The organism is Gemmatirosa kalamazoonensis (assembly GCF_000522985.1).
In the GTDB taxonomy this organism is placed as follows: Bacteria; Gemmatimonadota; Gemmatimonadetes; order Gemmatimonadales; family Gemmatimonadaceae; genus Gemmatirosa; species Gemmatirosa kalamazoonensis.
Window position 1 is genome coordinate 1,800,122 of the sequence record NZ_CP007128.1, and the last position, 11,616, is coordinate 1,811,737.

Sequence of the window (11,616 nt, forward strand, 5' to 3'; positions counted from 1 at the left end):
CGGGCGTTTCGTCGTTCTCAACTCGCCCCGGCGATGATCTCCAGCGCGAGCGCGTCGTCCGACGCGGGAAGTCGGAGCGTGAACACGCTGCCGCCCTCCGCCGGTGTGTAGGTGACCGTGCCGCGCTGTGCCTCGGCGAGCGCGCGTGCGACGGCGAGGCCGAGCCCCGTGCCGCCGACGTCGGGGGCCGCCCCCGGGGCGCGGTGGAACGGCACGAACACCCGCTCGCGCTCCTCGGCCGGGATGCCGGGCCCACGGTCGGCGACGGTGAAGACGAGCGCCCCGCCGTCGCGCACCACCTCGAGGCGGATCGGCTCCGTCGCGGGCGAGTACTTCGCCGCGTTCTCGATCAGGTTGCCGAGGATGCGCAGCGTCGCCACGAAGTCGAAGTGGCCGACGAGCGCGCCCCCCGCGTCGTCCAGCCGCGTCTCCACCGCGCGCCCGCGCAGCGCGCCCGCGGCGTGACGCAGCGTCGCGCCGACGACGTCTTCCGCGGTGTTCAGCTCCGGCGCGAGTGGCAGCGCGCCGGCCCGCGCGCGCGACAGGTCGAGCAGGTCGGTGACCATGCGCGTCAGGCGGTCCGCCTGCTCCTCGATGACGAGCGCGCTCGCGTCGCCGTCGCGCGCGCGCTCGTGGGCGAGCGCCTTGATCGTGGTCAGCGGCGTGCGCAGGTCGTGCGAGACGGTGGCGAACAGGAAGTCGCGCGCGCGCTCGGCCTCGCGCTCCAGCTCCGCGCGCCGCACGTCGGCGGCGAGCCGCGCGCGCTCGACGCCTAACGCGGCGTAGTGTGCGAGCGCCTGCAGGAACGTGCGCTCCGACTCGTCGAGCGCGAGCGGGCGCGAGCGCCGCAGCCGCAGCGCGCCGACCGCGCGGTCGTGGGCGCTCAGCGGCACGAGCGCGTCGGTCGGCGCGGCCGCGAGGATCTCATCGAACGCGCGCGCGCGCTCGTCGGCCCCCTGCCGGGCCGCCGTCGACGCGCTCTCGCGCAGCCGCGCGAGCAGCGCCGGGTCCACGGCCGTCGATTCCGCGGCCGGTGCCGGCGGGCTCGCGGCGACGCGCCGCGCCGCGCCGTCGGCCGCCACGTCCCACAGCTCGCACCAGTCGAGATGCAGCGTGGTCGCGACGACGTCCGCGACGGCCTGCAGCGCCTGCACCGACGTCCCCGCGGCGAGCGTCTCCGCGCCGAGGTCGGCGAGCCGCTGCACCTCCGCGGCGCGCCGCTGCGCCGCGGCGGTCTGCCGCTGCGCGCGGGCGAGCAGCCGCGACGCGACGTCGGCGGTGACGACGAACGTCACGAGCACGAGCCAGTCGGCCGGGTCGTGCACCGCGATGTCGAAGTACGGGAACTGGAAGAAGTAGTTGATGATGAGGAAGCCGCCGAGCGCGATCGCGAGGCCGAGCGCGCGTCCGCCCAGCACGCTGCCGAACAGCACCACCATGAGCAGCGTGAGCGCGACCGGTGCCTGCCGCTGGTTCAGCAGCGCGCGGTTCGCGATGAACAGCGCGCTGATGGCGAAGAGCAGCCCGAACGAGACCACCCACGCGCGCACGCCGCTGACGTGCAGCAGGCGGCGCGGCATCACCCCGAGAGCTCGAGCCGGTAGCCGACGCCGGGCTCGGTCACGATGTACACGGGGAGCGACGGGTTCGGCTCCACCTTGCGACGCAGGTTGGTGACGTGGACGCGCAGGTACTGCGCGGCGTTGCCGTACTCGCGCCGCCACACCGCGTCGAACAGCTGCTGATGCGTGAGCGTGCGCCCCGGCTCCGCGGCGAGCGCGCGCAGCAGCCCCCACTCGATCGGCGTGAGGTGCACCGGCATCCCCGCGCGCGTCGCGACGCGGTTCACGACGTCGAGCTCCAGGTCGCCGAGCCGGAGCGCGCGCGGCGCGGCCGGCGTGTCGGCGCGTTGGGCACGCCGCAGGTGCGCGCGCACGCGGGCCGCGAGCTCCGCCGGCCCGAACGGCTTCGTGAGATAGTCGTCGGCGCCGGCGTCGAGCAGCCGCACCTTCTCCTCCTCCGAGTGCCGCGCCGACACGACGACGATCGGCACGTGCGACGTCGACCGCACCGCGCGGCACACCTCGTCCCCCTGCACGTCGGGGAGACCGAGGTCGAGGACCACAAGGTCGGGGCTCTCGCCGGCGGCGAGCGCGATCCCCTGCTCGCCGGTCGACGCCTCGATCACGCGCGCGCCGAGCTCCTCGAGCACGCGGCGGAGCGCGCCGCGGATCTCGTCCTGGTCCTCGACGACGAGGACGGTGGGCGGTGCGGTGTTCGGCGCGGTCACGCGACGCGGTCGGGCGGCTCGCGTCCGTCGAAGAACGCGACGAGGTTCGCGAGCGCGCGCTCGCCCATGGCGCGCCGCGTCTCGCGCGTGGCGCTGCCGAGGTGGGGCAGCAGGACGACGTTCTCCATGCCTGACAGCTCCGGGTGGATGCGGGGCTCGCCCTCGTAGACGTCGAGCCCCGCGCCGGCGATGGTGCCGGCGCGCAGCGCCGCGACGAGCGCCGCCTCGTCCACGAGATCGCCGCGGCTCGTGTTCACGAGGATCGCGTGCGGGCGCATGTGGGCGAGCGCGTCGGCGTCGACGAGATGGCGCGTCTCCGGCGTCGCGGGCACATGTATGGAGACGACGTCGCTCTCGGCGAGCAACGCCTCCAGCGACGGCGACGGCGTCGCGCCGACCTCGATCGCGTCCGGGCGCACGGTGCGGCTCAGGTAGCGCACGCGCATGCCGAGCCCGAAGTGCGCCCGCCGCGCCATCGCCCGTCCGATGCGCCCGAAGCCGACGATGCCGAGCGTCTTGCCGGAGAGCGACATGCCTAACAGCTGCGTCGGCGTCCACCCCGTCCACGCGCCGGCGCGCACGCACCGCTCTCCCTCGCCGAGCCGGCGGGCGGTCATGAGCATGAGGGCGAGCGCGACGTCGGCCGTGTCGTCGGTCAGCACGCCGGGCGTGTTCGTCACCACGAGCCCGCGCTCGCGCGCCGCGCCGACGTCGATGTGGTTGTAGCCGACGCCGAAGTTCACGAGGATGCGCGCCCGCAGCGGCGCGGCGCCGCGCAGCACCGCGCCGTCGAGGCGGTCGGTCACGGTGCAGAGCAGCGCGTCGGCGCCGGCGAGCGCGTCGGCGAGCGCGCGCGCGTCGAGCGGCGCGTCGGTCTCGTTCAGCACGACGTCGAAGTGCGCGGCGAGCTGCCGCTCGACGACCTCGGGGAGCCGACGCGTGACGTGCACGAGGGGGCGCATGCCGGAAGCCTAAACGACCTGCGCCGGCCCGGCCACGCGGGCGACGCTCCCCTCGGCGGCGATGCCTAACGCCTCCCACGCCGCGCGCATCGCGTCGGCCACGGCGGGGACGCGGTCGACGGGGGCGAGCGCGAGCACCGTGGAGCCCGATCCGCTCAGCGTCGCGCCGAACGCGCCCGCCTCGCGCGCGGCCGCCACGACCTCGTCGTAGCCGCGCACGAGCGCGCGGCGATACGGAACGTGCAGCACGTCGTCGAGCGCGTAGGCGAGCAGCGCGGGGTCCCCCATCGCGAGGCCGCGTACGAGCGCCGCCGCCTTCCCCGCCGCGACGACGGCGTCGCGGTGCGGCACGTCGGCCGGGAGCGCGGCGCGCATGTCGCGCGTCGCCGTCTCGAAGTCGGGAATGGCGAGCGCGATGCCGAGCGCCGGGTGCATCTCGAGCGGAATGAGCGAGTAGCCGGCGCCCGGATCCGGCACGGCGAGCACCGCGCCGCCGAGCACGATCGGCGCCGCGTTGTCCGGATGTCCCTCGAGCGCCGCGACGAGCCCCACGACGTTCGCGGCGGCGAGCGACAGGCCTAACGCCGCATCCGCGAGCAGCGCGCCGGCGACGAGCGCCGCCGCCGACGAGCCGAGCCCGCGCGCGACGGGGATCGCCGAGTGCACCTCGAACGCCAGACCCTGGGGTGGCTGCGCGCCGGCCATCGCACACGCCAGCCGGAAGCCGGTGAGCAGGTGGTCACGCTCCGGGTCGACGCGGAGCGCCGCGCCCGTCCCCGCATGCGCGATGGTGATGGTGCTCCCGTCGGTCACGCGCACCGACGCGTCGAGCCAGCGGTCGAGCGCCACGCCCACGCAGTCGAACCCCGCGCCGAGGTTGCTCGTGGAGCAGGGGACCCGCACCCGCGCGTCGCTCATCGACCCACGGCGTCCACGACGCGCGCGATCGCGTCGAGCGACGCGTCCACCTCCACCGGCGCGTTCGCGAGCGGCCGCGTGCTTCCGGGCGCGTGGTAGTCGACGAGGGCGCCGGGATCCTTCAGCACGTGGCCGGTGAGCAGCGCGACGACGCGCGCGTCGGGCGCGATGACGCCCTCGGCCACCATGCGCCGCACGCCCGCGACGCTCGCCGCGCTCGCCGGCTCGCATCCCACGCCCGCCGCGTCGATCGCCGCCTTCGCCTCGAGGATGTCCGCGTCGCTCACGTCGGTCACGATGCCGTCGGTCTCCTCGATGACGCGTCGCGCGCGGTCCCAGCTCGCCGGGTCGCCGATCTTGATCGCCGTCGCCACCGTCTCCGCCTTCACGCGCCGCCGCTCGGCGAACCCCTCGCGGAAGCCGCGCGCGAACGGTGCCGCGCCGGCGGCCTGCACGGCGAGCAGCCGCGGCACGCGGTCGACGACGCCCAACGCCTTCGCCGCGCGCAGCGCCGCGCCGAACGCCGACGTGTTGCCGAGGTTCCCCGCCGGGAGCGCGATCCAGTCCGGCGGGTTCCACGCGAGCTGCTGCAGGATCTCCAGCACGCAGCTCTGCTGCCCGGCGATGCGGAACGGGTTCACCGAGTTCACGAGATAGATCCCGAGCCGTTCGGCGCCGTCGCGCACGAGGCGCAGGCAGTCGTCGAAGTCGCCGCGCACGAGCAGCGTGCGCGCGCCGTAGCCGAGCGTCTGCGCGAGCTTGCCGAGCGCCACCTGCGCCGCGGGAACGAAGACGAGCGCGGGGATGCCGGCGAGCGACGCGTACATCGCGAGCGACGCGGACGTGTTGCCGGTCGACGCGCACGCCACCGCGCGCGCGCCGATGCGCCGCGCCTGCGTGAGGGCGACCGTCATGCCGCGGTCCTTGAACGAGCCGCTGGGATTGTGCCCGTCGTGCTTCAGCAGCAGCGACGACGCGCCCGCCCACTGCGCGACCGACTCGCGCCGGAACAGCGGCGTGTTGCCTTCCGGCTGGCTGACGATCGCGTCGTCGCCGACGTCGGGCAGCACGATCTCACGGAACCGCCACACGCCGCTCGCCCGCGCCGCGGTGCCGCCGCCGGCGACGTACGCGGGGCGCGCATCGTCGAGCCGCGCGTCGAACAGCCGGCGCAGATCCGCGCCGCGCACGGCGGGCGCGTCGTGCCGCAGCGAGAGCAGGCCGCCGCAGCTCGGGCAGGCGAGTCGCGGATCCAGCTCGCCTAACGTCGTGCCGCAGGCGTCGCAGACTTGGACGGTCGTCATTTCACTCTTGGTGGCTCACGCGGAGGCGCGGAGAACGCGGAGCCCCGGCTCTCGAAGACACGACAACGAACACTGGGAATCCAGCGGCGATGGAAGGGATCGCGCGATCCCTGCAATCGCCCGTGGATCCCCAGTGGTCGTTGCAACGCAGGCGGTCCTCCGCGTCCTCCGCGGCTCCGCGTGAGACGAACGGCCCGTTCATCGCGCGGCGGCCAGCGCGAGCACGTCGTTCAGCACGCCCGCCGCGGTGACCGCGGGACCCGCGCCGGGCCCGGTGATGACGAGCGGCCGCTCGTGGTAGCGCTTCGTCGTGAACACGAACTGGTTGTCCGTCCCCGCGAGCCCCGCGAGCGGACTCGCCGCGTCGATCTCGGCGATGCCGACGCGCGCCGACTGCGGCGTCACCGACGCGTGGTAGCGCAGCACCGTGCCGCGCTCGCGCGCCGATTCCACGCGGCGCGCCCACGGCTCGTCGAGCTCCTCGAGGCGCGCGAGGAAGTCGTCGAGCGCGACGTCGCGCAGCCCCGCCGGCACGAGCGACTCCACCGGCAGGTCGGCGAGCGCGCCGCGCCAGCCGACGAGACGCGCGAGGATCACCGCCTTGCGCGCGACATCCTGGCCCGAGAGGTCGTCGCGCGGGTCGGGCTCGGTGTACCCGCGCGCCATCGCGTCGCGCAGCGCCTCGGAGAAGCGACGCCCCGCGCGCAGCTCGGCGAACAGGAACCCGAGCGTCCCCGACGGACAGCCGTCGATGCGCACGATCGTGTCGCCGCTCTCGGCGAGCTTGCGGATCGTGTCGATGACGGGAAGCCCGGCGCCGACCGTCGCCTCGTGTCTGACGCGTCGGCCTAACGCCGCGGCCTCCGCGAGGATCCCCTCGTTCGACACGTCGGGCGCTTCGGCGATCGGGCGCTTGTTCGCGAGCACGAGGTCCATGCCGTGCCGCGCGGCGGCGGCGAGCAGCGCGCTCGTGTCGCCGGCGGTGACGTCGACGAGGATCGGGCGCGAGAGCGCGTGCGCGGCGACGCGCTCCACCGCCTCCGCCGGGCCCGCACGCGAACCCTTCGGCGCGTCGGCGAGCGCGCCGCCCTTCGCCTTGTGCGCGGCGAGCCGCTGCAGCCGCCGCGGCGAGAAGCCGTCGGGGTCGAACACGAAGCCCGTCCGGTCGAGCACCGCGACGACGCGCACCGGTGCGCCGTCGTTGGGCTCCGGCTGCCGCGCGATCTGCGCCGCGAGCTCGCGTCCCACGCGGCCGAAGCCTAACAGAATGACGTCGGCGTGCGCCGGCGTCGCGGCGCGCCCCCCGCCGATGCGATCGAGGCGGAACGCGTCGTGCGCGGCGCGCTGCGCGGCCGGCGCGTCCTCGGCGGCCACGACGACGCTGATGTTGAGCTCCGACGAGCCCTGCGCGATCGCGATCACGTTCACGCCCGCCTCCGCCAGCGCGCCGAACAAGCGCGCGGCGATGCCCGGCGTGCCCGCCATGCCGCTGCCGACCACCGCCACCGTCGCCACCGACGGCGCGAGGTCGAGCGACTCGATCTCGCCGCGCGCCAGCTCCAGCGCGAACGTCTCGCGCAGCGCGGCGAGCGCGACGTGCGCCGTCGCCGACGGGATGCCAAGGCAGATCGACTGCTCCGACGACGCCTGCGAGATGAGCGAGACCGACACGCCGGTGCGCTCGAGCGCCGCGAACGCGCGCGCCGCGATGCCCGGCACGCCGGCCATGCCGGTGCCGCGCACCGTGACGAGCGCCTGCGCGGGGAGCGCGGAGACCGCCTTCACCGGATGCTCGCGCCCCGCGCGCGGCCCGCGCCGCTCCGGCCCGACGACGATGCGCGTCCCCTCGCCCGCCGGATCGTCGAACGGCCGCAGCCAGAGCTGCGTGCCGCCGGCAGCGGCGCCGCCGTTAGGCGCGGCGGGCATCGCGAGCGGGATCAGCGCGCGCGGGTGCAGCACCTTCGCGCCGTGGTAGGCGAGCTCGCCGGCCTCGCGCGCGTGCAGCGCGGGGATCACGCGCGCACCGGGCACGACGCGCGGATCGGCGGTCAGCAGCCCCGGCACATCCTTCCACAGGATCACCTCGCGCGCGCCGAGCGCGCGGCCGAGCGTCGTCGCCGTGAGATCGGAGCCGCCGCGGCCGAGCGTGACGAGCGCCGGCGCGTGGTGTGTCGGATCGGCCGGATCGTCCGGCGCCGAGCCGATGAAGCCGGGGAGCACTGGGACGACGCCGGCGCGGACGAGCGGCAGCAGCACGCGGCGCGCGGCCTCGGTCGTGCGCGCGAGGTCGGGGAACGCGTTACCCGCGCGCCCGTCGGTCGCGATGACGTCCACCGCGTCGACGTACTTCGCGCGCACGCCCGCCTCGGCGAGCGCGGCGACCATGCACCAGGCGGCGAGCCGCTCGCCGCGCGACACGACGACGTCGGTGATCGCGGGCGAGAGCTGGCGCAGCGCGGTGAGCCCGACGACGACGCGCGACAGCTCGTCGAACGCCTCCTCCACCGTGTGCTCGAGCGCCTCGTCGCCGAACGCGCGCGCGACCTCGTGGTGGCGCAGCGAGAGCGCGGTGGCGCCGCGGCTCGCTCCCTCGCCGTCCCCGGCGGCGGCGCGCCGCGCGACGTCCAGCAGCGCGTCGGTCGCGCCGCGGAGCGCGGAGACGACGACCACGGGTGTGCCGCCCCCCGCGGACATGACGACGCGCGCGGCGCGCCGCACGGCCTCGGCGTCGGCGAGGATGGAGCCGCCGACCTTGTGGACGACGAGGGACATCGGCCTGTCCTGACGGGGAGGGACACGAAGCGCGGCCACCCGGGTTCGGGAGGTCGCGCGAGTCCGATGGATGCCAGGACCGGGAGCCGCCGTCAAGTGAGAGGGCAGGAGGGCAGGAGCGCGGGAGGGCAGGAGAATCCGAAGATCTCCTGCCCTCCTGCGCTCCTGCCCTCCTGCCCTGTCTTACTCCCTCGGTTTCCCGCCTTCGCCCCCGTACCCGCCCTTGTGCTCGTGCGTGCGGTCGAGCGGCTCGGAGCCGCTGCGGTCCGTGCCCTGTCCGCTCGCCGGGCGCGCGTCGGCGTTCTCGGCCTGCTGCGCGCCGCCCCCGCTGGTGCCGTGCTGCGCGTGGACGCCGGCCGCGGCCTCCGCGCCCGCGCCGAGGCTCTGCGTACCGGCGCCGGACTGCTCGCCGCCGGACTTCCCGTCGTCGCTCGCCATCGGCCCTCTCAGAGGTCGTAGATCTCGCGCTCGTCGCCGGACTCCGGGTCCGGATTGACGTCGCCGCGACTCGCGTCGGCGCGACTCGCGTCGGCGCGGGTCGCGTCGCGCACGTCGCGCTGGCCGCGTCCCTCGCCTTCCATGATGGAGCCCTCGAGGCCGTCGGCGACGGCCTCGTCGTTCGTGCCCGGCTGACCGGGCTGCTGGCCGGGATTCGCGTCGCGCGGCGCCTCGCGCGCGCCGTCGGGGCGTCCGACCCGCGTTCCCATGTCGTCGCCGAACCCGTGACGGGGATCCTCGCCGCGGTTGCCGGTCTCCGTGTATTTGCGATCGCCCATGCGCGCCTCCTGGTGTGCGGGGGGAGGGGGCAACGGGCATGCCAGGGAGGGCGCGGCGTGTGTCGCGCGCGCACCATTGCCGGACTTCGTACACGCTCTGCACATTCTCCCCATGTCTCAGACCCCCCACCTCCAGTCGCTCGACGACCCCGATACCCTCCGCGAGCTCACCCGCTACCTGCGCGAGGGCCTGTACGTGACCGACGCCGACGGGCGCCTGCTCGACGCGAGTCCGGCCTTCCTCGAGATCGTCGGAGCGGCCACGGTGGGCGACGTCGCCGGACGCGTGTTCGACGAATTCCTCGCCGACCCGGGGCGACGCCGCGCGGCGATCGGGGCCATCGACGCCACGGTGCGCGAGCTCGAGCTCACGCTGCTGCGCGCCGACGGCGAGCAGCGCACCGTGCTCGACACCGTCTTCCAGCGGCGCGACGACGCGGGACGCGTGTTCCTGCACGGCATCCTGCTCGACGTCACGCCGCATCGCGCGCTCGAGGCACGGCTGCGCGAGAGCGCCACGCGCGATGCGCTCACCGGCGCGTTCAACCGCCGCCAGCTCGACGCCATCGGGCGCGAGATGGAGCCCGACGCGGGCGGCGGATGGGGATGCCTGTACGTCGACGTCGAGGCGTTCGGCGCCTACAACGTGCGCTACGGCCAGGAGGCCGGCGACGCGGTCCTCGTGCGCATGGCGCGCTTCCTCATGCGCCACGTGCGCGCCGACGAGCCCGTGGTGCGACTCGGCAACGACGAGTTCGTGGTGATCCTCCGCGGCGCCACCGACCAGCGCACCGAGCGCGTCGCGCGCCGCCTGCAGCTCACCGCGCTCCGCACCGCGCCCACCGCGTTCTCGTTAGGCTGGGCGGTGCGCGACGGCGACGAGGGGATCGACACGCTCGTCGACCGCGCGGCCCGCCGGCGCGTGCCGGTGCGCGTCGTGGAGCGCATGCGCGACGCGCGCGGCGCGGAGATCGAGGAGCTGGCGAACGTTTGACGGCTGATGAGGCGGCGCTGAAGAATCGGCGCTGAAACGGCGGCTCTGATGTGGCGGTGCTGATACCGCGCGCGTTCAGCGCCGCCGTACCGGAGCCGCCGCAACAGCCCCGCCCCATCGGCGCCGCGTCTTCACCCATCTGCTCATGCGTCTCCTCATCCTCGGCGCGAGCGGCGGCTGCGGCCGGTGGCTCACGCGGCTCGCGGCCGAGCGGCATCGCGTCACCGCGCTCGTGCGCCCCGGCGCCGAGGTCGCGCCGCTGCCTGACGTCGACGTGCGACGCGGCGACGTCGTCGATCCCGCGGTGCTCGACGACGTGCTCCCCGGCCACGACGCGGTGCTGTCGTGCCTCGGCCTGGGCGCCGCTCCGCTCGCCAGCGGACCTCACGACGCGCGTCACGCGCGCGCTCGTGCCGGCGATGGCGCGCCACGGCGTGCGCCGGCTCGTCGCCGTGAGCGCGGGTGGCGTGGGGGAGAGCCTCGATCGCTGCTCGTGGGCCGTGCGGCGCATGGTCGCGACGGCGAACCTCGGCGTCGCGTACCGCGACCTCGCGGCGATGGAGGCCACGCTCGCTGCGAGCGACCTCGATTGGTGCGTCGTGCGCCCCGTCACGCTCGTCGACGGCGAGCCGACCGGACGCGCGCGGCCGGTCGAGCGCTACGGCCTGTTCTCCGTCGTGCGCCGCGCCGACGTCGCCGCGTTCATGCTCGCCGCGGCGGAGTCGCCGTCGTTAGGCAGCCGAGCCGTGATGGTCGGCAGCGGCTGACTCGAGCGACATCGAACGGCATTGAACCGCGGAGGACGCAGAGGGCCGCAGGGGACTGCCTCTTCGAATTGAACCACAGGTTCGAGGTGACAGGCGAGTACAACTGGGGATCGAACGGCGATGAAAAGGATCTCGAGATCTTTTCGATCGCACTTGGATCCCCAGGGTACTCGCCTGTCACCTCGCTGCGGTTCGATCACGCCCGACGCGGCACGGCTCGAGCAGCGCCGCAGCGCGCTGAGCCGCGGCGCCGTTCACCCGCTCAGCGCTCCCCGCGATACACGCATCCGGTCGTACACGTCTCCCGCACGACGATCGCCGACAGCCCCGGCAGCCAGGGCAGCAGGCGGTCCCAGATCCACCGCGCGAGGACCTCGCTCGTCGGGTTCTCGAGCCCCGCGATCTCGTTCAGGTAGCGGTGGTCGAGCGCCTCGTCGAGCGGCTGCCAGGCCGTCTTCAGGTCGCCGAAGTCCATCACCCACCCCTCCGGCTCCCGCACGGCCCCGGCGACGTGCACCTCGACCCGGAACGAGTGCCCGTGCAGCCGCGCGCACTTGTGCCCCGGCGGCACGTTCGGCAGCCGGTGCGCGGCCTCGAACGTGAATTCCTTCCAGATCTCCATGGGTGAGAAGCTAGGGCAGGAGGGCAGGAGCGCAGGAGGGCAGGAGATCTTCGGATTCTCCTGCCCTCTCGCCCTCCTGCCCTGTCGGTGAGGCGCCACACTTGGCCCGACCGCGTCCGCGCCTTAGAATGGTCCCCGGCGCGGCGATTTCCCCGATTTGACGGACCGCGCCGCCGGGGGACGTGCTCCCCCGTCCGGATTCCGTCTAAGT

Annotated in this window: 11 protein-coding genes and 1 pseudogene; 3 read left to right on the forward strand and 9 right to left on the reverse strand. The window is 74.9% G+C overall.

Features of this window, described 5'->3' with window-relative positions:
* Nucleotides 1-17: 17 nt before the first annotated feature.
* The 8 genes from J421_RS07895 to J421_RS07930 form a co-directional block, all read right to left on the reverse strand.
* Complete coding sequence (locus J421_RS07895; RefSeq protein WP_025410637.1) at nucleotides 18-1,580, reverse strand: sensor histidine kinase; 1,563 nt, start codon at nucleotides 1,578-1,580, stop codon at nucleotides 18-20.
* Complete coding sequence (locus J421_RS07900) at nucleotides 1,580-2,290, reverse strand: response regulator transcription factor (protein ID WP_025410638.1); 711 nt, start codon at nucleotides 2,288-2,290, stop codon at nucleotides 1,580-1,582. Before J421_RS07900 ends, J421_RS07895 begins: the two co-directional genes overlap by 1 nt.
* Nucleotides 2,287-3,252, reverse strand: a complete 966-nt coding sequence (locus tag J421_RS07905; protein WP_025410639.1) for a 2-hydroxyacid dehydrogenase — start codon at nucleotides 3,250-3,252, stop codon at nucleotides 2,287-2,289. Before J421_RS07905 ends, J421_RS07900 begins: the two co-directional genes overlap by 4 nt.
* 9 nt (nucleotides 3,253-3,261) lie before the next feature.
* Complete coding sequence (thrB, locus tag J421_RS07910) at nucleotides 3,262-4,170, reverse strand: homoserine kinase (RefSeq protein WP_025410640.1); 909 nt, start codon at nucleotides 4,168-4,170, stop codon at nucleotides 3,262-3,264.
* A complete protein-coding gene (gene thrC / locus J421_RS07915; RefSeq protein ID WP_025410641.1) occupies nucleotides 4,167-5,474 on the reverse strand; it encodes a threonine synthase in 1,308 nt (435 codons plus the stop codon). Before thrC ends, thrB begins: the two co-directional genes overlap by 4 nt.
* 198 nt (nucleotides 5,475-5,672) lie before the next feature.
* Nucleotides 5,673-8,246 carry an aspartate kinase gene (locus tag J421_RS07920; RefSeq protein WP_025410642.1) on the reverse strand — a complete coding sequence of 858 codons (2,574 nt, stop codon included), beginning with the start codon at nucleotides 8,244-8,246 and terminating at the stop codon, nucleotides 5,673-5,675.
* A 183-nt stretch (nucleotides 8,247-8,429) separates the two neighbouring features.
* Complete coding sequence (locus tag J421_RS07925; RefSeq protein WP_025410643.1) at nucleotides 8,430-8,684, reverse strand: hypothetical protein; 255 nt, start codon at nucleotides 8,682-8,684, stop codon at nucleotides 8,430-8,432.
* 8 nt (nucleotides 8,685-8,692) lie between these two features.
* Nucleotides 8,693-9,022, reverse strand: a complete 330-nt coding sequence (locus J421_RS07930) for a hypothetical protein (protein WP_025410644.1) — start codon at nucleotides 9,020-9,022, stop codon at nucleotides 8,693-8,695.
* Nucleotides 9,023-9,134: 112 nt separating this feature from the next.
* Between J421_RS07930 and J421_RS07935 the strand changes: the two genes are divergently transcribed.
* The 3 genes and pseudogenes from J421_RS07935 (at nucleotide 9,135) to J421_RS33870 (ending at nucleotide 10,783) form a co-directional block, all read left to right on the forward strand.
* The gene (locus J421_RS07935) at nucleotides 9,135-10,016 is read left to right on the forward strand and encodes a GGDEF domain-containing protein (protein WP_025410645.1); all 882 of its coding nucleotides are present in this window, start codon (nucleotides 9,135-9,137) and stop codon (nucleotides 10,014-10,016) included.
* Nucleotides 10,017-10,161: 145 nt separating this feature from the next.
* A pseudogene (locus J421_RS34760) lies at nucleotides 10,162-10,371 on the forward strand (NAD(P)H-binding protein); the annotation flags it as partial.
* Nucleotides 10,313-10,783, forward strand: coding sequence for an NAD(P)-dependent oxidoreductase (locus J421_RS33870; RefSeq protein ID WP_425485837.1), 471 nt, complete (start codon nucleotides 10,313-10,315; stop codon nucleotides 10,781-10,783). The pseudogene J421_RS34760 and the gene J421_RS33870, both read left to right, overlap by 59 nt.
* Nucleotides 10,784-11,045: 262 nt before the next feature.
* On the opposite strand, the gene queD is transcribed toward J421_RS33870, so the two are convergent.
* Nucleotides 11,046-11,405, reverse strand: coding sequence for a 6-carboxytetrahydropterin synthase QueD (queD, locus tag J421_RS07950; RefSeq protein ID WP_025410648.1), 360 nt, complete (start codon nucleotides 11,403-11,405; stop codon nucleotides 11,046-11,048).
* Between the last annotated feature and the right edge of the window lie 211 nt (nucleotides 11,406-11,616).

Excerpts from the sequence above, each read along its gene's own strand:
- J421_RS07930 (WP_025410644.1), bottom strand. The coding sequence starts at position 9,022 with ATGGGCGATCGCAAATACACGGAGACCGGCAACCGCGGCGAGGATCCC.
- thrB (WP_025410640.1), bottom strand. The coding sequence starts at position 4,170 with ATGAGCGACGCGCGGGTGCGGGTCCCCTGCTCCACGAGCAACCTCGGC.
- J421_RS07895 (WP_025410637.1), bottom strand. The coding sequence starts at position 1,580 with ATGCCGCGCCGCCTGCTGCACGTCAGCGGCGTGCGCGCGTGGGTGGTC.
- J421_RS07925 (WP_025410643.1), bottom strand. The coding sequence starts at position 8,684 with ATGGCGAGCGACGACGGGAAGTCCGGCGGCGAGCAGTCCGGCGCCGGT.
- thrC (WP_025410641.1), bottom strand. The coding sequence starts at position 5,474 with ATGACGACCGTCCAAGTCTGCGACGCCTGCGGCACGACGTTAGGCGAG.
- queD (WP_025410648.1), bottom strand. The coding sequence starts at position 11,405 with ATGGAGATCTGGAAGGAATTCACGTTCGAGGCCGCGCACCGGCTGCCG.
- J421_RS07905 (WP_025410639.1), bottom strand. The coding sequence starts at position 3,252 with ATGCGCCCCCTCGTGCACGTCACGCGTCGGCTCCCCGAGGTCGTCGAG.
- J421_RS07935 (WP_025410645.1), top strand. The coding sequence starts at position 9,135 with ATGTCTCAGACCCCCCACCTCCAGTCGCTCGACGACCCCGATACCCTC.
- J421_RS07920 (WP_025410642.1), bottom strand. The coding sequence starts at position 8,246 with ATGTCCCTCGTCGTCCACAAGGTCGGCGGCTCCATCCTCGCCGACGCC.